The sequence below is a fragment of the Pseudomonas sp. F220 genome, assembly GCF_057813935.1.
In genome coordinates this window covers 58,709-82,520 of sequence record NZ_JBVASJ010000018.1, presented here as the reverse complement: position 1 = coordinate 82,520, position 23,812 = coordinate 58,709, and the positions used below count along the sequence as shown (strand labels likewise).

Below are 23,812 nucleotides of genomic sequence, written 5' to 3'. Positions count from 1 at the left end.
CGTGTTAGCTCGGCTTATATATAGATCTTTGAAGCCTTAGTGCGACACCGCCCCACTCGCGCCCAGACCCGTCTGCGAGCGTACAAATTGCGGGAAAAACAGTGCCCGCTCATTGTCTGCTGCGACCGACTTGTCGGTGATGGAGAAGAACCAGATCCCGACGAAGGCAATAGCCATCGAGAACAGTGCCGGGTACTCATACGGGAAGATGGCTTTTTCATGCCCCATGATCTGCACCCAAATGGTTGGACCAAGGACCATCAGGCCAACGGCACTGATCAGACCCAGCCAGCCACCAATCATCGCGCCACGAGTGGTCAGCTTCTTCCAGTACATGGAAAGCAGCAGCACCGGGAAGTTGCAGCTGGCAGCGATAGAGAACGCCAGGCCAACCATGAACGCGATGTTCTGACTTTCGAACAGGATACCCAGAACAATCGCCAGCACAGCCAAAGCGATAGTGGTGATTTTCGAAACCCGAATCTCATCCTTGTCGTTGGCTTTACCCTTCTTGATCACACTGGCATACAAGTCGTGAGACACCGCCGAAGCACCGGCCAGAGTCAGACCTGCAACGACCGCCAGGATGGTGGCAAAGGCCACTGCCGAGATGAAACCGAGGAACAGGCTGCCACCCACCGCGTCAGCCAGGTGCACTGCCGCCATGTTATTACCGCCCAACAGAGCGCCAGCAGCGTCTTTAAAGGCCGGGTTGGTGCTGACCAGCAGGATCGCGCCGAAGCCGATGATGAAGGTCAGGATGTAGAAGTACCCGATGAAACCAGTGGCATACAGCACACTTTTGCGGGCTTCTTTAGCGTCACTCACGGTGAAGAAGCGCATCAGAATGTGCGGCAGACCGGCAGTACCGAACATCAGCGCCAGGCCGAGGGAGAATGCCGAGACCGGATCCTTCACCAGGCCGCCGGGGCTCATGATCGCTTCGCCTTTAGGGTGAACCTTGGTCGCTTCGGCGAACAGTGCGTTGAAGTCGAAGTTAACGTGCTTCATTACCATGATGGCCATGAAGGTCGCGCCAGACAGCAGCAACACCGCTTTGATGATTTGCACCCAGGTGGTCGCCAGCATGCCGCCGAACAACACATACATGCACATCAGGATACCGACCATGATCACCGCAACGTGGTAATCCAGGCCGAACAGCAGCTGAATCAGCTTACCGGCACCGACCATTTGCGCGATCAGGTAGAAAGCCACTACTACCAGAGAGCCACAGGCCGAGAGCGAGCGGATCTGGGTTTGCCCGAGGCGGTACGACGCCACGTCGGCAAAAGTGTATTTACCCAGGTTACGCAGGCGCTCGGCGATCAGGAACAGAATGATCGGCCAGCCCACCAGGAAGCCGATCGAGTAGATCAGCCCGTCGTAGCCCGAGGTGTACACCAGTGCGGAGATCCCCAGGAAGGACGCCGCCGACATATAGTCACCGGCAATCGCCAGACCGTTCTGGAAACCGGTGATCTTGCCGCCCGCCGCGTAGTAATCTGCCGCCGACTTGTTGCGCTTGGACGCCCAGTAGGTGATGCACAGTGTTGCACCCACGAAAACGACGAACATCAGAATCGCCGAAACGTTGAGTGGTTGTTTCGTCACCGGGCCGGTCAAGGCTTCAGACGCCCAGACTGCCGGGGCGAAGGCCGCGATACCGAGTGCCGCAAATAGACGCCGGGTCATTGCTGAGCCTCCTTGAGAATCGCATTGTTCAGGTCGTCGAATTCGCCGTTGGCGCGTCGTACGTAGATTGCAGTCAGGATAAAGGCTGAAAGAATCAGCCCGACACCAATGGGTATCCCCCAGGTAATCGATGACTCAGGGCTGATTTTCGCCCCCAGCACATGGGGCCCATAAGCGATCAAAAGGATGAAGCCCGAGTAAAGCCCAAGCATGATCGCAGAGAGAATCCAGGCAAACCGCTCTCTTTTGCTGACCAGCTCCTTGAAACGCGGGCTGTTTTGAATCGAGAGGTAAATGCTGTCGTTCATTGTTTTTGTCCTCGCAGCACAGATTGAATTGCAACGTATTCCACTCTATGCGGCTGCGGAACTGGTTCCAGACGACCTTAGTATTAGAACGACATTAGCGTTGTCGCCGATTATTTCCCCCGGAAAAACAAAAGACCGCCTGACGAGAACGCCAGACGGTCTTGGGACCTGCGATTTAGAGGCTTTGCGATATTATTTGGCGGTCCACTCGGCAACACGTTCCGGGTGCTTGGCTACCCAGTCCTTGGCAGCGGCTTCAGGTTTTGCACCGTCCTGAATCGCCAGCATGACTTCGCCAATCTCATCCTTGGAGGCCCAATGGAACTTTTTCAGGAAGGCAGCGACTTCCGGAGCCTTCTTCTCCAGACCTTTGCTACCGATACTGTTGACGGTTTCAGCAGCGCCGTAAACGCCTTTAGGATCATCAAGGAAGCGCAGTTTCCACTTCGCGAACATCCAGTGCGGCACCCAACCAGTGACGGCAATGGACTCGTTCTTCTCTTCAGCACGGGTCAGTTCGGCAATCATCGCTGCACCGGAACTGGCTTGCAGTTTGTAGTCGAGGCCATAATCCTTGATCGCCTGATCGGTCTTGAGCATTACGCCTGAACCGGCATCAATCCCGACGATCTTGTTCTTGAAGGTGGTGTCATCTTTCAGGTCGGCGATGGACTTCGCCTTTACGTACTCCGGCACGATCAGACCGATTTTCGCGTCCTTGAAGTTAGGACCGTAGTCGACCACTTTGTCTTTGTTCTTGGCCCAGTACTCACCGTGAGTCACCGGCAGCCAGGCCGAGAGCATCGCATCGAGCTTACCGGTAGCAACGCCCTGCCACATGATCCCGGTCGCCACAGCCTGCAGCTTGACGTCATAACCGAGCTTCTGCTTGATCACTTCGGCCGCCACGTGGGTCGTCGCCACACTGTCGGACCAGCCGTCGACGTAGCCGATGCTCAGGGTTTTGCTTTCGGCGCTGGCCAGGGTGGAACCAATCGCAAGCACCAGAGCGGCACCTGCGCCTAAGAGTCGTCGCATCTTCATCGTTACTTCCCCGAAAGTGCTGAGCCCGACGGATGCCGAGCCGCGTCAACTTATTGTTATAGCGCCCCCTTCACGCCTCACCGCCAAACCCGTTCGAACATCAGCGGAGTACTGATGCTTCGATCATCAACCTGACGTGCTCGACGACCTGCTCTGGTAGCGACCTCAAGACAACGAGAAACGACATCAGAACGCCAGTAACTGCGGCAACGGGTAATACGTCACCGGATCCCGCTCGAACATTGCATGTCAAAACTATACAGGCCCCAAGCAGACGACAAATGCAGGTAAGATGCGCGGCTTTGCTCCCAGACGGCCTGACCATGCCCGCGATTGCCCGCTTTCCTTTTTTACCTTACCTGTTCGCCTGTCTACTTGGCCTGTTTGCTCTTTTTGGCTTCTGGTATGGCCTCGGCCAACCGGTGCTGCTGCCGGACGTAGCCAGCGCCACGCACAAGCTACAATGCGCCTCCTACACCCCGTTTGATAAAGACCAATCTCCGTTCGACGAGCCGTTCAAGTTGCGCCCAGAGCGCATGGACGCCGACCTCGCACTGTTGGCGACCCGCTTCCAATGCATCCGCACCTACTCCATGACCGGCCTCGAAGCCCTCCCCGATCTGGCGCGCAAACACGGCCTGAAATTGATGATCGGCGCCTGGGTCAACAGCAACCCGGTGGATACCGCCAAGGAAGTCGACTTGCTGATCGCTTCGGCCAACGCCAACGCGGATGTAGTGACCTCGGTGATCGTAGGTAACGAAACGCTGCTGCGCAAGGAAGTCACTGGCGCCCAGTTGGCCAAGCTGATTCTCAAGGTGAAAAGCCACGTCAAGCAGCCGGTGACCTACGCCGATGTTTGGGAGTTCTGGCTCAAGCATCCGGAAATTGCCCCGGTGGTGGACTTCCTGACTATCCACTTGCTGCCGTATTGGGAAGATGATCCTTCCAACATTGACGCCGCCCTCAATCACGTCGCTGAAGTCCGTCAGGTGTTTGGCAACCGCTTCGCCCCCAAAGACGTGATGATTGGCGAAACCGGCTGGCCAAGCGAAGGCCGCCAGCGCGAAACCGCGCTGCCAAGCCGGGTCAACGAAGCCAAGTTCATTCGTGGTTTTGTCGCCATGGCCGAGCAACAAGGCTGGCACTACAACCTGATCGAAGCCTTCGACCAACCCTGGAAGCGCGCAAGTGAAGGTGCGGTCGGCGGTTACTGGGGGCTGTTCGATGCAGATCGCCAGGACAAAGGCGTGCTGGCCGGACCGGTGTCAAACCTGCCCTTCTGGCCACAATGGCTGGGCGTTGGCGGCTTGATCTTCCTCGGCACGCTGATCCTCGGTGGTCGCGTACGCAGCACTCGCGCGGCGCTGATCCTGCCGTTGCTGGGTGCACTGGCGGCCTGCTCGATTGGCGCCTGGGGCGATCTGGCACATATCACCACCCGTTTTGTCGGGGAATGGCTGTGGGTCGCCTTGCTGACGGGTTTGAACCTGTTGGTACTGGCCCATGCGGCGCTGACCCTGAGCGCTCGCACCGGTTGGCGTGAACGTGCGTTCAATGCGCTGGAGCGTCGGGCAGGCTGGTTGCTGGCTGCTGCCGGGTTCGCCGCTGCGGTGATGATGCTGGAACTGGTGTTCGATCCACGTTATCGCAGCTTCCCGAGTGTCGCGTTCGTACTGCCGGCGCTGGTCTATCTGTGCCGGCCGGTGAACGTCCCGCGCCGGGAAGTCGCCTTGCTGACCTTTATCATTGGTGCTGGCATCGCCCCGCAGCTGTATCGCGAAGGCCTGCAAAATCAGCAGGCCTGGGGTTGGGCGCTGGTGAGTGTGTTGATGGTGGTGGCGCTGTGGCGCAGCTTGCGGGTTCGCAAGGGTTGATCGACAGACACAAAAAAGGGATGACCTCGGTCATCCCTTTTTATTGCTCGCGATTCAGTTCAAGCGGCGACGCGCGGTGCTCTGACCAGCCGCAGTGCAGCAATCACCACCGCAAACACCGCAAGACTGACGTTATACAACGCCAGCGCCGGAAAGCCGAACAACAGTGCCAGCACCGCCAGACTCCATCCAGCACGCCCCGGCACCAGGAACGCGATGATTGCCGCTGACAGCGCTGCCCAGCCCATGACCTTGAAATGAATCATCAGCCCCAGGGTCGAACGCGCCTGGCACTCCCAACGGCTCGCCTCATCGACACAGACCCCAACCCACTGGGCATCCTCCATCAGCTCATAACGCATGCCATAACTGGCGGCCAGCCATAACGGCAAGACAATAAGCAGCAAAATCACGGGCAGACGGCGGGACATGAAGCACTCCGATAAACGAAAACGGCGCCTAGCTTAATCGCCCGACGAGGGTATGCAAGGGTGTTGCACAGATAACTGTTCACGAAATAACTGCAAAGTGTATCGTCCGGCTACTATTATTCCGATTACAGCTGTTTGGACCGACTATTTGTGCTGATGCATGGCACTTCGGCTACAGCGCGGTGGTCATAGCCTGCGAACCTCTCTCGGCACCTCCTCTAAGGGATTTAGTCATGCTCCGCTCCTTGCGCTTCGCTGCCTTGTTTGGCGGCCTTATTTTGAGTGCGTCCGCACTGGCGGTCGATATCGACGCCGTCAGCTACGGGTATCCGCTGACCAACCCGTTCGAGGCGACGATTGCCAGCACTCCACCGGAGTTGCGGCCAGAGCTGCCGTCCGATGAGGATATCGATCAGGCTGATTACAGCCTGAGGTTGCGCCCGGAGCGCGAGTTCAGCCTGCCGGACAATTTCTGGGCAGTGAAAAAGCTCACCTACCGCATGGCCAAACAGGATCATGCCGCACCGCTGATTTTCCTGATCTCCGGCACTGGCGCGCCCTACAACAGCAGCATCAACGAGTACCTGAAAAAGCTCTACTACAAAGCCGGCTATCACGTGGTGCAACTGTCGTCGCCGACCAGTTTCGACTTCATGAGCGCCGCTTCGCGCTTTGCCACGCCAGGTGTGACCAAGGAAGACGCCGAGGACCTGTACCGCGTCATGCAGGCCGTGCGTGCGCAACATCCGAAACTGCCGATCACTGACTTCTTCCTCACCGGCTACAGCCTGGGCGGTCTGGATGCGGCGTTTGTCAGCAAACTGGATGAAACCCGACGCAGCTTCAACTTCAAGAAAGTCCTGCTGCTCAACCCACCGGTCAACCTTTATACCTCGATTACCAACCTGGACAAGCTTGTACAAACGGAAGTCAAGGGCATCAACAATAGCACCACATTTTATGAACTGGTGTTGAACAAACTGACCCGCTACTTCCAGCAAAAAGGCTATATCGATCTCAACGACGCGTTGGTCTACGACTTTCAACAGTCCAAACAGCATTTGACCAATGAACAGATGGCCATGCTGATCGGTACCTCGTTCCGCTTTTCAGCGGCCGACATTGCCTTCACCTCGGACCTGATCAACCGCCGTGGCCTGATCACGCCGCCCAAGTACCCGATCACCGAAGGCACCAGCCTTACACCGTTCCTCAAGCGCGCCCTGCAATGCGACTTCGATTGTTACATCACCGAGCAGCTGATCCCGATGTGGCGCGCCCGTACCGACGGCGGCAGCGTGCTGCAACTGATCGACCAGGTCAGTCTGTACGCGCTCAAGGACTATCTGCACGACAGCCCGAAAATTGCCGTGATGCACAACGCCGACGACCTGATTCTCGGCCCAGGCGACCTCGGTTTTCTGCGTAAAACCTTCGGCGACCGCCTAACTGTCTACCCTCATGGCGGCCATTGCGGCAACCTCAACTACCGCGTCAACAGCGACGCCATGCTGGAGTTCTTCCGTGGCTAAACATTTTCTGCTTATCGCTGCGCTACTCTGCGCAGGCTATGCCAATGCGGACAACAGCAAGGCCAATACCACCACCGTGGTCGATCAGGACGGCTTCACCGAGCCGATGACCAAACTGAAATTCAACCCTGGGCTGGACCAGCGCGAGTTCGAACGCTCGACTTTGAACGCGCTGAATGTCTATGACCCGTTGGAGTCATGGAACCGCCGGGTCTATCACTTCAACTACCGCTTTGACCAGTGGGTGTTCCTGCCAGTAGTCGACGGCTATCGGTACATCACCCCGGGCTTTCTGCGCACTGGCGTGAGCAACTTTTTCAACAACCTCGGTGATGTACCCAATCTGCTCAACAGCCTGTTGCAGTTCAAGGGTCATCGCTCCATGGAGACCACCGGTCGATTGTTGCTCAACACCACGATCGGCATCGCCGGTTTGTGGGACCCGGCAACCCTGATGGGCCTGCCACGCCAGAACGAAGACTTCGGCCAGACCCTGGGCTTCTATGGCGTTCCAGGCGGCGCCTACATTGTCCTGCCGATCCTCGGCCCGTCTAACCTGCGTGATACCGGCGGGCTGGTGTTCGACTTTACGGCAGAATCGCAGATCAACTTCCTCAACGTATCAAAGGTCAGCGAGAACCATCCGGAAATCTGGGTCCTGCGCGGCATCGACAAACGCTACCAGACCAGATTCCGCTACGGGCAGACGAACTCACCGTTCGAGTACGAAAAGGTGCGTTACGTCTACACCGAGGCGCGCAAGTTGCAGATTGCCGAGTAACGCGATCTGCGGGTAAGAAAAAAGGCCATTCAATGCAGATCGAATGGCCTTTTTTATTTGGCGCTTTGTAGAACGCCAAGATCGTTCGGGCCGCGCTCGGACGATTTTTTCAGGCTTTAGCCATCCGCCAGACCTTGCTGACCGCCATCACCCCCAGCAAAACTACCGCCCCGGCGATAATCCCGGCCACAGCATTGAGCAGCGTCGGTACGACCAGCGAAAAGCCGCCCGTGCTTTGGCTCACGCTTTCGATCCAGTGGTGAGCCACTGGCACGCCATGGGTCAAAATCCCGCCGCCGACCATGAACATTGCCGCAGTGCCGATCACCGAAAGACTTTTCATCATGTACGGGGCGGCGCGCAGAATGGCACCGCCGACGCTTTTGGCTATCTGTCCGGGCTTCTGGGTCAGCCACAAGCCGAGGTCGTCGAGTTTGACGATGCCGCCCACCAGGCCATAGACGCCGACAGTCATGACGATGGCGATACCCGATAGCACGATGACCTGCTGCATCAGCGGCGCGTCGGCCACAATGCCCAAGGTGATGGCGATAATTTCCGCCGAAAGAATAAAGTCGGTGCGCACCGCGCCTGTGATCTTGTCTTTCTCGAAGGCCACCAGATCGATCTCTGGATCGGCCACGGCTTCGACCAACTGATCGTGCTCGGTTTGATCCTCGGCTTTGCTATGGAGGAACGTGTGGGCGAGCTTTTCGAAGCCTTCGAAGCACAGATAGGCGCCACCGAGCATCAGCAACGGCGTCACCAGCCAAGGGACGAAGGCGCTGATGGCCAACGCCGACGGCACCAGAATCAACTTGTTGCGAAACGAGCCCTTGGCCACCGCCCAGACCACTGGAATCTCGCGCTCGGCGCGCACACCGGAAACCTGCTGCGCGTTGAGCGCCAAATCGTCGCCCAAGACGCCGGCGGTTTTCTTGGCGGCCATCTTGGTCATCAAGGCAACATCGTCGAGCACCGCGGCGATGTCGTCGATCAACACCAGCAAACTGCTTCCTGCCATGGATCAGGCTTCCATACATAAAAAAGTGTCGGGAGCATAACGCGCCCTGCACCGGGGAAGCGAGACACCTCAGTGATCGGTTTGAGCACCGGACTGCACGTGCCAGCCACCGCCCAGGCTCTGGAACAGTGCAACGCTGCCCTGACTGAGCAGCCCTTGGGTATCACGCAGACTCTGCTCGGCTTGCAGCAAGACCAACTGCTGGGTCAACACCGCTTGCTGGCTGACGGTGCCGGCGCGTTTTTGCGCCTCCTGACTGCCGAACAGCTGTTGGTTGCGCTGATAAATCTGCTCAAAGGCCTGGGCCTGGGCGTGCAGGTGATTGATCGCCGAAAGGTTGTCCTCAACGTTTTGCAGCGCACCGAGCACCGCGCCGCGATAGTTCGCCACGTCCTGGTCGTAACTGGCCCGGGCCTGCTGCACCGCCGCTTCTCGGGCACCCCCCTCGAAAATGGTTTCGGCCAGCGCCGGGCCGAGGGTCCAGATCCGGTTCGGCACGGCAAACAAGCCACCCAGGGCACTGCCGCGATAGCCGACCTGAGCGGTCAGGTCCAGGGTGGGAAAGAACGCGGCTTCGGCCACTCCGATTTTCGCATTCGCGGCTGCCGCTGCACGCTCGGCCGACACCACATCGGGACGCCGCTGCAACAGGCTCGATGGCAGGCTCAGCGGTGGAATGGGCAGCACGAAGCGGTAGTTCACTGTGGGCGGCAGATTGAACTGCGCCGGCGCCACGCCGACCAGCACCGCCAGTGCATGTTCGAATTGCTCGCGCGAGCGCTGTGCGGTCTGCAACGCCGCGACCACGCTGGTCAGTTGATCCAGGGCCACCAGCAACTGATCGTTGGTCGCGGTGCCCTGCACGGTCTCGACCTGAATCATGTCCAGCAGCTGTTGATTGATCGTCTGTTGCTGCTGCAGCAAACCGACATCGATGTCCAATTGACGCAAGCCCAGGTAGTTGCTGGCGACGCTCGCACTGATGGACAAGCGCACGCCTGCCAATAATGCATCGGAGGCCTGGAGCGACGCCTGGCTCGACTCGATGCCACGGCGCACCTGGCCCCACAGGTCTGGCTCCCAACTGGCACTCAAGGTGGCGCTGACCGTTTGCACGACCGTGCCGGAGCTGCTGCCTGAGGTGGTACTTGAGCTACTACTGGTACTGCTGCTGCCTCCCCCACCGACGCCCCGCGACCCTGAAAGCCCGACACCCACCGTGGGCCACAAGCCGGCCCGACTCGATGCAACCTGCGCTTGCGCCAGACGCCAGGCCGCTTCAGCGGCGATGATCGACTGGTTGGCCCTGGCTGAGCGTGCAATCAGATCGTTGAGGATCGGGTCCTGGTATTCCAGCCACCATTGGCTGTCCAGCGCGCCTTGCGGGTTGGCCGCCGCACGCTGCCACTGCGCGCCTTCCTTGAAGCTCATCGGCAATTCGATGGCGGGCTTGTGGTAGTCAGGGCCGACCATGCAGCCGCCAAGGGCGAGACTGAGCATGACAGCGGCTACAAGGGGGATGCGTTCACTGCCCATTTACGTCTCCTTGCGCCGACGCCCCAGGCGTTGGGACGCCCGGTCGAGCCAGAGATAGATCACCGGGGTGGTGTAAAGCGTCAGCATCTGGCTGAACACCAGCCCGCCAATAATCGAAATACCCAGCGGCCGGCGCAACTCCGAGCCATAACCGCTACCGAGCACCAGCGGCAACGCACCGAGAATGGCCGCCAGTGTGGTCATCATGATCGGCCGGAAGCGGATCAGGCACGCCCGGCGAATTGCTTCTTTGGCTGTCAGCCCCTGATCCCGGCGCTCGGTGATCGCGAAGTCGATCATTATGATCGCGTTTTTCTTGACGATGCCGATCAGCAAAATCACCCCCACCAGCGCAATAATCGACAGCTCGGTGCCGGTAAACAGCAAGGCGATCAGCGCTCCTACGCCGGCTGACGGCAAGGTCGAGAGGATGGTCAGCGGGTGTGTCAGGTTTTCGTAGAGGATGCCCAGCACGATGTACACCGACAACAGCGCTGCGCAGATCAGCAACGGCTCGCTGGCCACCGACGACTGGAACACCTGAGCCGTACCGGCGAATTGCCCGACCACGCTGGCGGGCATTCGCAGCTGCGCCACGGCATTGTCCACCAATGCCGTGGCCTGGCCGATGGACACACCGGGCGCGAGGTTGAACGACGCCGTCACCGCAGGGAACGTGCCTTGGTGACTGATGGAAATGGCCGTGCGATCCACCGAGTAATCGGCCAGCGCCGATAATGGTACCAGCCGTGGGTTGGCGCTGGCGCTCAGGTTCGGCGCGACACTTCTGCCCTTGCTGAGCGCGACAGTCCCTACAGGAATGTAGATCGAGGCGAGTGTTGCCGGATCGGTCCAGTACGGCGGCGCCACTTCCATTACCACGTGGTACTGGTTGGCGGCGCGGTAAATGGTCGAGACCTGACGCTGGCCAAACGCGTCATAGAGCGTCTGGTCGATGGCCGAAATGCTGACCCCGAGCCACGCCGCCGCATCACGATTGATTTTCACATTGGCCAGCAGGCTGTTGTCCTGCTGATCTGTGTTGATGTCGGTCAGTTGCGGCAACGCATGCAACACCGCCAGCACCTTGGGCACCCATTCATCCAGCGCGCTCTGGTCATCAGCGGTCATCGTGTACTGGTACTGCGCGCCACTCTGGCGACCACCGACGGTGATGTCCTGGGACGACTGCAAATACAGGCGCGTGCCCGGCATCTCGCCGAGGGTATGACGGACTTGCGCGATCAGTTGATCGGCGCTGTCTCGGCGCTCGGCCAGTGGCTTGAGGGAAATAAACAACTGTGCCGAGTTGATCGCCCCGCCGCCACCGCCGACAAAACCGCCAACCGTCAGCACGTTCGGGTTGCCCAGTACCTTCTGGTTGATCTCCCTGAAACTGTGCTGCATTGCCGCGTAGGAAACACTTTGCGGCGCCACAATACTGCCGGACAAACGCCCGGTGTCTTCCTGTGGAAAAAAGCCCTTGGGCACCAGCACATACAACACGCCGGCGAACACGATCACCAACAATGTGAGCAGCCCCATCAACATCGAGTGATCGATGACCCAGCCGAGAGTACGGTCGTAAAACCGGTGAAATCGCGAGTCCGGTTGATCGCTACCCTTCTCCACCTGCTCCTGAGTGCGCAGCAATACACTGGACAGCATCGGTGTGACCGTCAGCGAGATCAGCATGGAAATCATGATCGCTACCGACAAGGTGATCGAAAATTCGCGAAACAGCCGCCCGACAATCCCGCCCATCAGCAGCAATGGAATGAACACCGCCACCAGCGACACGCTGATGGTCAGTACGGTGAAACCAACCTCCTGTGCGCCCACCAGCGCTGCGTGCAGACGACTCTCACCTTTCTCCAGGTGGCGCATGATGTTCTCGACCACCACGATCGCATCGTCCACCACAAACCCGGTGGATATAGTCAACGCCATCAGCGACAGGTTGTTCAGGCTGTACCCAAGGAAATACATCGCCCCAAAGGTGCCCAGCAGCGACAACGGCACCGCAATGGCCGGCACCAGGGTGCTGCGCCAATCGCGAAAGAACCCGAACGTCACCAGTGTCACCAGCACAATCGAGGCGATCAGCGACAACTCGACATCGTGCAACGACGCACGAATGGTGGTGGTGCGGTCCATCAGGATATTGAGTCTGATGCTTGCCGGAATCGAACTTTGCAGGAACGGCAGTTCGGCTTTCACCGCATCCACGGCGCTGATGACGTTCGCCCCTGGCTGCTTGAACACCACCAGCAACACCGCCGATTTGCCGTTGGACAGGCCGAAGTTGCGCAAATCCTCGACGTCTTCGCGTACGTAACCAAGGTCGGAAATGCGCACCGCATCGCCGTTGTGCTGCTTGACCACCAGCGGCGCGTAATCGTCCATTTTGTAAAGCATGTCGTTGGCCGCAATACCCTGGGATTGCGCCCCGACGGCCACAGAGCCCTTGGGCAAGTTGGCATTCGAAGATGCGATCACCGCCCGCACCTGCTCCAGGCTGACGCCGTAGTGGCTGAGCCGATCCGGGTTCAACTCGATGCGCACCGCCGGCAAGGCGCCGCCACCGACGATGACGTCGCCAACGCCTCTGGTTTGTAGCAGGCGTTGCTGCAGCAGGGTCGAGGCGACGTCGTACATTTGTCCCGGCGTGGCGCTGTCCGAGGTCAGGCTGATGACCAGGATCGGCGAATCGGCGGGGTTGACCTTGCGGTAGGTCGGGTTGCCCGACAGGTCACTCGGCAGGTTGGTTCGCGCCGCGTTGATCGCCGCCTGCACGTCTCGCGCTGCACCGTTGATGTCGCGGTTCAAATCAAATTGCAGGTTAATCCGGGTCGCGCCCAAGGTGCTGGACGAGGTCATCTGGGTGACGCCGGCGATCTGTCCGAACTGGCGCTCCAGCGGCGTTGCCACCGAACTGGCGACGGTGCTCGGGTCAGCGCCGGGCAGCGATGCACGGACGCTGATGGTCGGAAAATCGACCTCGGGCAAGGGCGCCACCGGCAGCAGCAAAAACGCCAGGACGCCGGCCAGCGCCAGCCCCGCAGCCAGCAAAGTGGTGGCAATCGGGCGCTGGATGAACGGCGCGCTGAGGTTCATCGCCGTCAGCCTTCAACGACCGGACGCCGCCCACTGAAGCGGCGTTCCAGCCTATCCATCGCGAGGAAAATCACCGGCGTGGAGAACAGCGTCAGCATTTGGCTGAGCAGCAGCCCGCCGATGATCGTAATCCCCAGCGGATGCCGCAGCTCGGAGCCGATCCCTGTGCCCAGCGCCAACGGCACCGCACCAAACAGCGAGGCCATGCTGGTCATCAGAATCGGCCGGAAACGCAGTTCGGCCGCCTGGCGGATCGCCGCCTGCGGGCTCAAACCGCCCTTGCGCTCCAGTTCCAGGGCGAAGTCGACCATCATGATGCCGTTTTTCATGACGATGCCGATCAACAGCACGATGCCGATCAGGCCAATGATGTCGAACTGCGTGCCAGTGATCAGCAGCGCCAGCAACGCACCGAGCGCCGCCGACAACAGGGTCGAGAGGATCGTCACCGGGTGCACGAAGCTTTCGTAGAGAATCCCCAGCATCAGGTACACCACGACAATCGCCGCAAGCACCAGAAACACCTGATTGGAGAGTGACGCCTCAAAGGTCGCCGCCGCGCCTTCCAGCGACGCTTGCACGGTCAGCGGCAAGCCGAGTTGCGCCTCGATGTCCTTGAGTTGGCTCACCGCGGCGCCCAAGGTCTGGCCGGGCGCCAGGTTGAATGATACGTCGGCGTAGGGAAACTGCCCGAGTCGATTGATGGTGATCGGTGTACGCACCAGTTGCATGCTGGCCATGCTCGACAACGGCGCCACCCCGCCACTCGGAATGTCCACGTAAAGACCGGTGAGCAGGTCGGCCAGATTGTGTGGCGGATGATCGGTGGCCAGCACCACGTGATACTGGTTGAGCTGGGTGTAGAGGGTCGACACCTGACGCTGGCCGAACGCGTCGTACAGCACGTCGTCGATGGCTTGCGGGGTAATGCCCAGGCGCGAGGCCGTGGCACGATCAAAAGTCAGCTGGATCTGATTGCCGAACTGCAACGCCTGGCTTTGCACGTCGGTGAACATCGGGTCGTGCTTGAGCGCCGTCAGCAGCTTGCCGGTCCACAGCGCCAGCACATCCGGGTCGGTGGCTTGCAGGCCGAGGCGATAGCTGGTGGTCGACACCGTGGCATCCAACGTCAGGTCCTGCACCGAATGCAGGTACAGACGAATGCCGGCGTCATCGCTGTTCGCATCCGACAGCCTGCGGATCACCGCCGCGCTGTTGTCACGCACACCATGAGGTTTGAGGTTGATCAGCAGGTTGCCCTGGTTGATCGTCGGGTTGGTCTGGTCGATGCCGACAAAGGACGACAGGCTCTCGACCGCCGGATCACGCAAAATTCTCGCTGCCAGTTGCTGCTGCTCCAGCTGCATCTGCTGGAACGAAATGGTCGGCGAGGCCTGGGAGATGCCCTGAATCAGTCCGGTGTCCTGTTCGGGAAAAAAGCCCTTGGGCATCACCACAATCATCAACAGGGTCAGCAACGCCGTGCATACCACCGAGATCAGGGTCAGCAACTGGTGCGCCAACACCCAGTCCAGCCCCCGTAAATAGTGGCCGTTGACCCGGTCGAAGAAATCGACCCGGCGCTCCTGCTCTGGGCGCTTGAGCATCCGCGCGCACATCATCGGTGTCAGGGTCAGCGAGATCAGTGTGGAAATAATGATGGTCACCGCCACGGTCATGGCGAACTCGCGAAACAGCCGACCTACCACATCCCCCATGAACAGCAGTGGGATCATCACCGCAATCAACGCCACCGATAGCGAAATGATGGTGAAACCGATTTGCGCCGACCCCTTGAGCGCGGCCTGTAATGGCGCCTCTCCGGCCTCGATGTAGCGCGTGATATTTTCGATCATCACGATGGCATCATCGACCACAAAGCCGATGGCAATGGTCAACGCCATCAGCGTCAGGTTGTTCAGGGAGAACCCCAGCGCGTACGCTACTGCCAGAGTGCCCACCAGGGTCAGCGGCACCGTCACGGCGGGGATCACCGTAGCCGGGACGTTACGCAAGAACAGGAAAATCACCATCACCACCAGCAGCACCGCCACCGCCAGTTCGTACTGCACATCGGTGACAGAGGCACGGATAGTCTGGGTTCGGTCGGTGAGCACGGCGACCTTGAGGGTGCCGGGCAGACTGGCACGCAGCCTGGGTAACAACTGCTGGACCCGGTTGACCACATCGATCACGTTGGCCCCGGGCTGGCGCTGGATGTTCAGCAGAATCGATGGTGTGCTGTTGGTCCACGCCGCCTGACGCGGATTCTCCGGCCCCTGAATGGAGCTGGCGATCTGCGCCAGACGAATCGGCGCGCCATTTTTATAGGCAATCACCAGATCGTGATATTCCTCGGCCGATTGCAACTGATCGTTGCCGCCAATCGAATACGCCTGGAACTTGCCATCGATGTTGCCTTTGGCCTGGTTGACGTTGGCATTGCCCAGCGCCGTGCGCAGATCCTCCAGCGACAGGCCCAGGCTGTTCAGCGCCGAGGTATTGGCCTGAACCCGCACCGCCGGGCGCTGACCGCCGCTGATGGTCACCAGGCCAACGCCGGTGATCTGAGAGATTTTCTGCGCCAGCCGAGTGTCGGCGAGGTCTTCGATTTTGGTCAGGGGCAACACATCGGAGGTCAGCGACAGGGTCAGCACCGGGGCGTCCGCCGGGTTGACCTTGCTGTACACCGGCGGGTACGGCAGGTTGGTCGGCAGAAACGTCCCGGCCGCATTGATCGCCGCTTGCACCTCTTGTTCGGCGATATCCAGCGACAGGGACAGGTCAAATTGCAGGGTTATCACCGAGGCGCCGTCGGAGCTGGTGGAGTTCATCGACTTGAGTCCCGGCATCTCGCCGAGCTGGCGCTCCAGCGGCGCGGTGATCGACGAACTGACCACCTGCGGGCTGGCGCCGGTGTATTGGGTAAACACCTGAATGGTCGGGTAATCGACCTCGGGCAGCGCCGACACCGACAGCAAGTGATAGCCGAGCATCCCCAACAGCAGTACCGCGACCATCAACAGCGTGGTCGCGACCGGCCGCTCGATAAAGGGCCGCGAGACGTTCATGGCTGGCGGCTGTTCATTGGGCGACGACCTTCACCGGGGAGCCATCGTCGAGCTTGTCCGCACCTTCGGTGATCACCTGCTCGCCGGGCTTGAGGCCGTTATCGAGAATCGCCGTGACTTCACCCATCGCCGGGCCGGCCTTGATATTGCGCAGGCTGGCCTTGTCACCGTTGACCACAAACACGAAGTCACCTTTGCTGCCGTGTTGAATCGCGGTGGTCGGCGTGACGGGTACCTGACTGAGGGTGTCTGCCTTGAGTCGGGCGTTGACGAACTGATTGGGAAACAGCGCGTTGCCCGAATCATCGAACTGCGCCTTGACCTTGATCGTGCCGGTACTGGTATCGACCTGGTTATCCAGCGCCAGCAGGCTACCGGTACCCAGCAGGCTGTGCTTGTTACGGTCGTAGGCCAGCACCGTCACCGGCCCTTTAGCCATCGCCTGATTGATCGCCCCCAGGTCATCCTCGGGCACCGCGAATACTACCGTCGCCGGCTGCATCTGGGTTATCACCGCAATGCCGGTGGTGCTAGCAGTGACCACGTAGTTACCCGGATCAACCTGCCGCAAGCCGACCACCCCGTCCACCGGCGAGGTGATGGTGCAGTAGCTCAACTGGACTTCAAGATTCTGCACGCTGCCTTGATCGGCGGCGACGGTGCCCTGTAGTTGCTGCACCAAGGACGCCTGGGTGTCGAGGGTTTGCTGGCTGGTGGAGCCGACCTTGATCAGTTCGCGAAAACGCATCAGATCGCGCTGGGCGTTGCTCAATACCGCCTGATCATGCGCCAGCGTGCCCCTGGCCACCACCAGTTGCGCCTTGAGCGCTCGGTCGTCGATCCGCGCGATGACCTGGCCCTTGCGCACCCGCTGGCCTTCCTTGAACTCGACCGCGCTGAGAATGCCGTTGACCTGAGTCACCACCGTCACACTGCGGGTCGGCGTCACCGTGCCCAGCGCGTCGATGTACACCGGCACATCCTGCAAGGCCACTACCGCGACTGCCACCGGCTCGGCGGGTGCTGGCGGCTTGCCTTTGTGCTGCCCACTCTCCCGGTAAAACCACAGGCCCATGGCTAGCAACAGGAGCAGCACGATCCCGATTACCAGAGCGAATTTGCCTCGTCTGATCTTCACCACGGTTTCTCACTCAAACGGGCTGAACACCCAATGCAACGATGCGAAGTGAATGCCGGGCCGTTTACGCAAGAAATGGCCAAAGGCCTGATCGCTGTCTTGAACTTTAGCAGTGCACCTGCCGTTCACTCGCCAATCCACGAGTTTGTTCAGCCCCGCGACAGCCTCGCACGACGAGGTGCAGCCGGCTGCTTTCTTGAGCGCCGCGCGAGGCCGGTGCTACCATGCGCAACCGCCAGAACAGGCAAGGAATCACCTGGTTTATGAGCACCATCCGCGAGCGCAACAAAGAACTGATCCTGCGCGCAGCCAGCGAAGAGTTTGCCGACAAGGGCTTCGCTGCGACTAAAACCAGTGACATCGCGGCCAAGGCGGGGTTGCCCAAGCCCAACGTCTACTACTATTTCAAGTCCAAGGAAAACCTCTACCGCGAGGTACTGGAAAGTATTATCGAGCCGATTCTTAAGGCCTCTACGCCGTTCAATGCCGACGGTGTGCCCAGCGAAGTGCTGAGTGGCTATATCCGCTCGAAAATCCGCATCTCCCGCGATCTACCGTTTGCGTCCAAGGTGTTCGCCAGCGAGATCATGCACGGCGCGCCGCACCTGAGCCCCGATCAGGTCGAGCAGCTCAACGCCCAGGCTAAACACAATATCGACTGCATCCAGACCTGGATCGACCGCGGGCAGATCGCCCCAATCGACCCCAATCACCTGATGTTCAGCATCTGGGCCGCGACCCAGACTTACGCCGATTTCGACTGGCAGATTTCAGCCATCACTGGCAAAGCCAAACTGGATGAAAGCGACTACGAAGCCGCGGCGCAGACCATCATTCGCCTGGTGCTCAAGGGCTGTGAGCCCGACAGGTAGACCGCAGCGCGCCCATCGCGAGCAGGCTCGCTCCCACAGGGGATTTGCGCACACCAGAAATCCAATGTGGGAGCGAGCCTGCTCGCGATGGCGACAACTTGGTATCTAGTCAAACCCAAATAGCATCCCACAGCGGATAGTCGCCAAGACGTTCGGCTAATCCCGCGCGTAATGGATTTACCACGATGTACCGAGCCAGCTTTATCAAGTCGTCCTCACGGCGCAGCGCTCGATCATGAAAGCCTTGCTGCCAAAGGTTGATCTTACGACCGGTGGACCGGTTTACCGCTTTGGTACTCAACGATTTGGTCTTTTGCATCAGCCCACTCAGCGACCCCTGCTGCAACTCGATCAACCAATGAAAGTGATCCGGCATGACAACCCAGGCCAATGAGTTAGCGCAGCCTTGGTCCTGCGCAGCGCGAAATTGCGCAACGACTAATCTGCCCAAGACAAAGTCGTTGAAAACAGGTTCTCTTCCGAGTGTGTTGGCGGTCAGCAGGTAAATCCGGTTCTGTTCGGCATAGCGGCCTACACGCAGACGATGTGAAGCGGGTAAATCCGGCATTCCCTTGCCCTTCCATGATCAAGTCATGAAGAAGGCTAGACCTATGAATGCCTGGAGGTAGGGCAGACTTTTAGCAGGATGTGTCTGGTGGATAGTCATCGCGAGCAGGCTCGCTCCCACAGGGATTATCTGAGCGGCAGAAATCCAATGTGGGAGCGAGCCTGCTCGCGATAGCGGTAGATCAGTCAATGCAAATCAAGCAGTCACACCCGCATCCGCCCGCAACCCCTGCTCCTCGATGGCGCTGATCGCGCATTGTTCATCGATGTCCGAGGTGTCGCCGCTGATGCCAATCGCCCCCAGCACCACCCCCTCCTGATCACGAATCAACACCCCGCCCGGCGCGGGCACCACGCTGCCCTGCCCCAGGCTGTTCAACGCGGCGATAAACGCCGGACGCTGTTGCGCGTCCAGTGCCAAGAGCCGCGAGCCCTTGCCCATTGCGATCGCGCCCCAGGCTTTGCCAATGGCGATTTGCGGACGAAGCAGGCTGGCGCCGTCTTCGCGCTGCAAGCTCAACAAATGCCCGCCGGCATCGAGTACCGCGATGGTCAGCGGTGCTGCGGCGATCTTGCGCCCTGCGGCGATGGCTCGACCGGTCAGGCTGACTGCGACTTTCAAGGTTAAAGCGCTCATGGGTGCTGTCCTTATTTTGTTATGGGGAAAGCCTTTGGACTTCGGCCAAGCGAAATCCGATGCAACAAATAGAACACAATGAATTATATTTTTGTATACAATATTTATCGAAAAGCTGCTCATGCGACGAAAAGCCACAGCACCTACGGCTTCTGACGAATGAAACAGCCGCTTGAGAAAATGGATTGACCTGCGCCGTCCGCCGTGAATACACTCTGCGCAAAGCCACTTGTATACAATTACAAAACGTAAGAGGCACAAAACCATGAGCAAAATGAGAGCAATCGAAGCCGCCGTTCTGGTGATGCGCCGTGAAGGGGTTGATACCGCTTTTGGCATCCCGGGTGCAGCCATCAACCCTCTGTACTCCGCCCTGCAAAAGGTCGGCGGCATTGATCACGTCCTCGCTCGCCACGTTGAAGGCGCCTCGCACATGGCCGAGGGTTACACCCGCACTAAAGCCGGCAACATCGGCGTGTGCATCGGTACTTCCGGGCCTGCCGGTACCGACATGGTCACCGGGCTCTACAGCGCCTCGGCCGACTCGATTCCAATCCTCTGCATCACTGGCCAGGCACCCCGCGCCCGTATGCACAAGGAAGACTTCCAGGCCGTCGACATCACCACCATCGTCAAGCCAGTGACCAAGTGGGCAACCACTGTTATGGAACCGGGCCAGGTGCCTTACGCCTTCCAGAAAGCCTTCTATGAGATGCGCTCCGGCCGCCCGGGCCCAGTGCTGATCGACCTGCCGTTTGACGTGCAGATGGCAGAAATCGAATTCGACATCGACGCCTACGAACCTCTGCCGCTGGCCAAGCCAACGGCTAATCGCGTACAGATCGAGAAAGCCCTGGCCATGCTCGATCAGGCTGAACGCCCACTGCTGGTCGCCGGTGGCGGCATCATCAATGCCGATGCCAGTGACTTACTGGTGGAGTTCGCTGAGCTGACGGGTATTCCAGTCATCCCGACCCTGATGGGCTGGGGCACTATCCCGGACGATCACCCGCTGATGGTCGGCATGGTTGGTTTGCAGACTTCGCACCGTTACGGCAACGCGACGATGCTGAAATCCGACGTGGTACTCGGCGTGGGTAACCGTTGGGCCAACCGTCACACCGGTTCGATCGACGTTTACACCGAAGGCCGCAAGTTCATCCACGTCGATATCGAACCGACCCAGATCGGTCGCGTGTTCAATCCGGACCTGGGCATCGTTTCCGACGCCGGTTTGGCACTGAAAGTGTTCATTGAAGTCGCTCGCGAATGGAAAGCCGCCGGCAAGCTGAAGGACCGCAGCGCCTGGCTCAAAGACTGCCAGCAGCGTAAAGCCAGCCTGCACCGCAAGACCCACTTCGACAACGTGCCGGTCAAGCCGCAACGCGTATACGAAGAGATGAACCAGGTGTTTGGTAAAGACACGTGCTACGTCAGCACCATCGGTCTGTCGCAGATTGCCGGCGCGCAGTTCCTGCACGTCTACAAACCGCGTCACTGGATCAACTGCGGTCAGGCAGGCCCGTTGGGCTGGACCATTCCGGCAGCGTTGGGCGTGGTCAAGGCTGATCCGAGCCGCAAAGTCGTGGCGCTGTCTGGCGACTATGACTTCCAGTTCATGATCGAAGAGTTGGCGGTGGGCGCGCAGTTCAAACTGCCGTACATCCACGTCGTGGTGAACAACTCGTACCTGGGTCTGATCCGTCAGGCGCAGCGCGGTTTCGAGATGGACTACTGCGTGCAGCTGTCCTTCGATAACCTCAACGCGCCGGAGCTCAACGGTTACGGCGTCGACCACGTCGCGGTTGCCGAAGGCCTGGGTTGCAAAGCCCTGCGCGTCTTCGAACCGGATCAGATCCAGCCGGCGCTGCGCAAGGCTCAGGAAATGATGGTTGAGTTCAAGGTTCCAGTGATTGTTGAGATTATTCTGGAGCGCGTGACCAACATTTCCATGGGCACCGAGATCAACGCCGTCAACGAATTCGAAGACCTGGCGTTGGTCGGTAACGATGCGCCAACCGCGATTTCGTTGCTGGATTAAGAACGACCTGAAACCTGTAGCAGCTGCCGAGGCACGAGGCTGCGTTGCGTGTCCGCAGGACCGCCGTCGGGGGCCGCTTCGCAGCCCAACGCAGCCTCGTGCCTCGGCAGCTGCTACAGGTACATATTTTTAACAGGAGACCACCATGCCGCGTTTCGCAGCCAACCTGTCCATGCTGTTTACTGAGCAGGATTTTCTTGCCCGCTTCGAAGCTGCCGCCAAGGCCGGCTTCAGTGGTGTCGAATACCTGTTCCCTTACGAATTCAACTCCGCCGAGATCAAGGCCCAGCTCGACGCCCACGGTCTGACCCAAGTGCTGTTCAACCTGCCGGCCGGTGACTGGGCCAAGGGTGAACGTGGCGTTGCATGCCATCCGGATCGCGTTGAAGAGTTCCGCTCCGGAGTCGACCTGGCGATTGCCTACGCACAAGTTCTGGGCAACACCCAGATCAACTGCCTGGCCGGCATCCGCCCACAAGGCGTCGATGATGCCACCGTGGAAAAGACCTTCGTCGCCAACCTCAAGTACGCCGCAGACAAGCTGCAAGCGGTGGGCATCAAACTGGTGATGGAAGCGATCAACACCCGTGACATCCCGGGCTTTTACTTGAACAACACGGCTCAAGCCCTGTCGATTCGCGAGCAAGTCGGTAGCAACAATCTGTTCCTGCAATACGACATCTACCACATGCAAATCATGGAGGGCGACCTGGCCCGGACCATGGCCGAGCACCTGGGAGAGATCAACCACATCCAGCTCGCCGACAACCCGGGGCGCAACGAGCCGGGTACTGGCGAGATCAACTACCGCTTCCTGTTCGAACACCTGGACCGCATCGGTTATCAGGGCTGGATCGGCTGTGAATACAAGCCGCTGACCACCACCGAGGCGGGTCTCGGTTGGTTGAAAACCCATAACGCAATCTGAAGTGATTTCCCCTGTGGGAGCGAGCCTGCTCGCGATAGCGATGTACCAGTCAACACAGATGCTGAATCTGACGGCCTCATCGCGAGCAGGCTCGCTCCTACAAAAAGCGCATCCCCTATTTGCTTGAAGCAGCAATAAAAACAAGAGGATTTTCTCATGGCTAAAATCGGATTTATCGGCACCGGCATCATGGGCCACCCAATGGCGTTGAACCTGCAAAAAGCCGGTCACAGCCTGTTCCTGTCGGCGCACCACGACTCCGCCCCTGCTGATCTGATCGCCGCTGGCGCGGTCGCTCTGGCGAACCCGAAAGAAGTCGCTCAGGAAGCTGAGTTCATCATCGTTATGGTTCCGGACACCCCGCAGGTCGAAGACGTGCTGTTCCGCGCCGACGGCGTGGCTGCCGGTGTCGGCCCAGGCAAGATCGTGATCGACATGAGTTCGATCTCGCCGACCGCGACCAAAGCCTTCGCTGCGAAAATCAACGAAAAAGGCGCGCAATACCTCGACGCCCCGGTGTCCGGTGGTGAAGTCGGCGCCAAAGCTGCGACCTTGAGCATCATGATCGGCGGCGACAGCCAGGCCTTCGAACGCGCTCTGCCGCTGTTCCAGAGCATGGGCAAAAACATCACTCTGGTCGGCGGCAATGGCGACGGTCAAACCGCCAAAGTGGCGAACCAGATCATCGTTGCGCTGAACATCCAGGCCGTCGCTGAAGCCCTGCTGTTCGCCTCGAAAAACGGTGCTGATCCAGCCAAGGTCCGTGAAGCGCTGATGGGTGGTTTCGCTTCGTCGAAAATTCTCGAAGTCCACGGCGAGCGCATGATCAAAGGCACTTTCGATCCAGGCTTCCGCATCAGCCTGCACCAGAAAGACCTCAACCTGGCCCTGGCCGGTGCTCGCGAGCTGGGCATCAACCTGCCCAACACCGCCAACACCCAGCAAGTGTTCAGCACCTGCGCGGCCATCGGTGGCAGCAACTGGGACCACTCGGCGCTGATCAAAGGCCTCGAGCACATGGCGAACTTCTCGATTCGAGATAAATAAGGCCCCGCACCAAACCTGTGGGAGCGAGCCTGCTCGCGATAAAATCGCCGCGGTGTATCTGACACATCGCGGTGCCTGAATCGCGAGCAGGCTCGCTCCCGCAGGGAACCGAGTGTACCCACACGCGGTTGCCCTACCCCAATAACAAGAAATCCGGGAGCCCGCC

Annotated in this window: 18 protein-coding genes; 7 read left to right on the top strand and 11 right to left on the bottom strand. The window is 59.4% G+C overall.

The window, feature by feature from the left end; translation table 11 throughout:
- Positions 1 to 36: 36 nt before the first annotated feature.
- From ACZYSM_RS17035 to ACZYSM_RS17025, 3 genes are all read right to left on the bottom strand, one after another.
- Positions 37 to 1,695 (bottom strand): cation acetate symporter, encoded by a 1,659-nt coding sequence (locus ACZYSM_RS17035; RefSeq protein ID WP_489072721.1) that lies wholly within the window; start codon positions 1,693 to 1,695, stop codon positions 37 to 39.
- The gene (locus ACZYSM_RS17030; RefSeq protein WP_489072719.1) at positions 1,692 to 2,003 is read right to left on the bottom strand and encodes a DUF485 domain-containing protein; all 312 of its coding nucleotides are present in this window, start codon (positions 2,001 to 2,003) and stop codon (positions 1,692 to 1,694) included. Before ACZYSM_RS17030 ends, ACZYSM_RS17035 begins: the two co-directional genes overlap by 4 nt.
- Positions 2,004 to 2,195: 192 nt before the next feature.
- A complete protein-coding gene (locus ACZYSM_RS17025) occupies positions 2,196 to 3,047 on the bottom strand; it encodes a glycine betaine ABC transporter substrate-binding protein (RefSeq protein ID WP_489072717.1) in 852 nt (283 codons plus the stop codon).
- A 281-nt stretch (positions 3,048 to 3,328) separates the two neighbouring features.
- On the opposite strand from ACZYSM_RS17025, the gene ACZYSM_RS17020 reads away from it, so the two are divergent.
- Positions 3,329 to 4,924 (top strand): glycoside hydrolase family 17 protein, encoded by a 1,596-nt coding sequence (locus ACZYSM_RS17020; RefSeq protein ID WP_489072715.1) that lies wholly within the window; start codon positions 3,329 to 3,331, stop codon positions 4,922 to 4,924.
- A 59-nt stretch (positions 4,925 to 4,983) separates the two neighbouring features.
- Here ACZYSM_RS17020 and ACZYSM_RS17015 read toward each other — a convergent pair whose 3' ends face one another.
- Positions 4,984 to 5,355 (bottom strand): hypothetical protein, encoded by a 372-nt coding sequence (locus ACZYSM_RS17015; protein ID WP_489072713.1) that lies wholly within the window; start codon positions 5,353 to 5,355, stop codon positions 4,984 to 4,986.
- 233 nt (positions 5,356 to 5,588) lie between these two features.
- Between ACZYSM_RS17015 and ACZYSM_RS17010 the strand changes: the two genes are divergently transcribed.
- Both ACZYSM_RS17010 and ACZYSM_RS17005 read left to right on the top strand, forming a co-directional pair.
- Complete coding sequence (locus ACZYSM_RS17010) at positions 5,589 to 6,887, top strand: serine/threonine protein kinase (protein WP_489072711.1); 1,299 nt, start codon at positions 5,589 to 5,591, stop codon at positions 6,885 to 6,887.
- The gene (locus tag ACZYSM_RS17005; protein WP_489072709.1) at positions 6,880 to 7,668 is read left to right on the top strand and encodes an MlaA family lipoprotein; all 789 of its coding nucleotides are present in this window, start codon (positions 6,880 to 6,882) and stop codon (positions 7,666 to 7,668) included. The genes ACZYSM_RS17010 and ACZYSM_RS17005 overlap by 8 nt, the downstream gene beginning before the upstream one ends.
- 109 nt (positions 7,669 to 7,777) lie before the next feature.
- Here the strand turns inward: ACZYSM_RS17005 and ACZYSM_RS17000 are convergent, their stop codons facing one another.
- The 5 genes from ACZYSM_RS17000 to ACZYSM_RS16980 all read right to left on the bottom strand — a co-directional run bounded on the left by ACZYSM_RS17000 (position 7,778) and on the right by ACZYSM_RS16980 (position 17,557).
- A complete protein-coding gene (locus tag ACZYSM_RS17000; protein ID WP_489072707.1) occupies positions 7,778 to 8,692 on the bottom strand; it encodes a DUF808 domain-containing protein in 915 nt (304 codons plus the stop codon).
- A gap of 69 nt (positions 8,693 to 8,761) precedes the next feature.
- The gene (locus tag ACZYSM_RS16995; protein WP_489072705.1) at positions 8,762 to 10,228 is read right to left on the bottom strand and encodes an efflux transporter outer membrane subunit; all 1,467 of its coding nucleotides are present in this window, start codon (positions 10,226 to 10,228) and stop codon (positions 8,762 to 8,764) included.
- Complete coding sequence (locus ACZYSM_RS16990; protein ID WP_489072703.1) at positions 10,229 to 13,345, bottom strand: efflux RND transporter permease subunit; 3,117 nt, start codon at positions 13,343 to 13,345, stop codon at positions 10,229 to 10,231.
- A 5-nt stretch (positions 13,346 to 13,350) separates the two neighbouring features.
- Positions 13,351 to 16,416 (bottom strand): efflux RND transporter permease subunit, encoded by a 3,066-nt coding sequence (locus ACZYSM_RS16985; RefSeq protein ID WP_489072701.1) that lies wholly within the window; start codon positions 16,414 to 16,416, stop codon positions 13,351 to 13,353.
- Between the two features lie 13 nt (positions 16,417 to 16,429).
- Complete coding sequence (locus ACZYSM_RS16980; protein WP_489072699.1) at positions 16,430 to 17,557, bottom strand: efflux RND transporter periplasmic adaptor subunit; 1,128 nt, start codon at positions 17,555 to 17,557, stop codon at positions 16,430 to 16,432.
- A gap of 260 nt (positions 17,558 to 17,817) precedes the next feature.
- On the opposite strand from ACZYSM_RS16980, the gene ACZYSM_RS16975 reads away from it, so the two are divergent.
- The gene (locus ACZYSM_RS16975) at positions 17,818 to 18,426 is read left to right on the top strand and encodes a TetR/AcrR family transcriptional regulator (protein ID WP_489072697.1); all 609 of its coding nucleotides are present in this window, start codon (positions 17,818 to 17,820) and stop codon (positions 18,424 to 18,426) included.
- A gap of 109 nt (positions 18,427 to 18,535) precedes the next feature.
- On the opposite strand, the gene ACZYSM_RS16970 is transcribed toward ACZYSM_RS16975, so the two are convergent.
- Together ACZYSM_RS16970 and ACZYSM_RS16965 are read right to left on the bottom strand one after the other, a co-directional pair.
- The gene (locus tag ACZYSM_RS16970) at positions 18,536 to 18,994 is read right to left on the bottom strand and encodes an REP-associated tyrosine transposase (protein WP_489072695.1); all 459 of its coding nucleotides are present in this window, start codon (positions 18,992 to 18,994) and stop codon (positions 18,536 to 18,538) included.
- Positions 18,995 to 19,189: 195 nt separating this feature from the next.
- Positions 19,190 to 19,630 carry a GlcG/HbpS family heme-binding protein gene (locus ACZYSM_RS16965; protein ID WP_489072693.1) on the bottom strand — a complete coding sequence of 147 codons (441 nt, stop codon included), beginning with the start codon at positions 19,628 to 19,630 and terminating at the stop codon, positions 19,190 to 19,192.
- A 265-nt stretch (positions 19,631 to 19,895) separates the two neighbouring features.
- On the opposite strand from ACZYSM_RS16965, the gene gcl reads away from it, so the two are divergent.
- From gcl to ACZYSM_RS16950, 3 genes are all read left to right on the top strand, one after another.
- On the top strand, positions 19,896 to 21,671 hold the full coding sequence (gcl, locus tag ACZYSM_RS16960; RefSeq protein WP_489072691.1) for a glyoxylate carboligase: 1,776 nt from the start codon (positions 19,896 to 19,898) through the stop codon (positions 21,669 to 21,671).
- 145 nt (positions 21,672 to 21,816) lie between these two features.
- Positions 21,817 to 22,599 (top strand): hydroxypyruvate isomerase, encoded by a 783-nt coding sequence (gene hyi / locus ACZYSM_RS16955; protein ID WP_489072689.1) that lies wholly within the window; start codon positions 21,817 to 21,819, stop codon positions 22,597 to 22,599.
- A gap of 156 nt (positions 22,600 to 22,755) precedes the next feature.
- Complete coding sequence (locus tag ACZYSM_RS16950; RefSeq protein WP_489072687.1) at positions 22,756 to 23,646, top strand: 2-hydroxy-3-oxopropionate reductase; 891 nt, start codon at positions 22,756 to 22,758, stop codon at positions 23,644 to 23,646.
- Positions 23,647 to 23,812 lie beyond the last annotated feature (166 nt).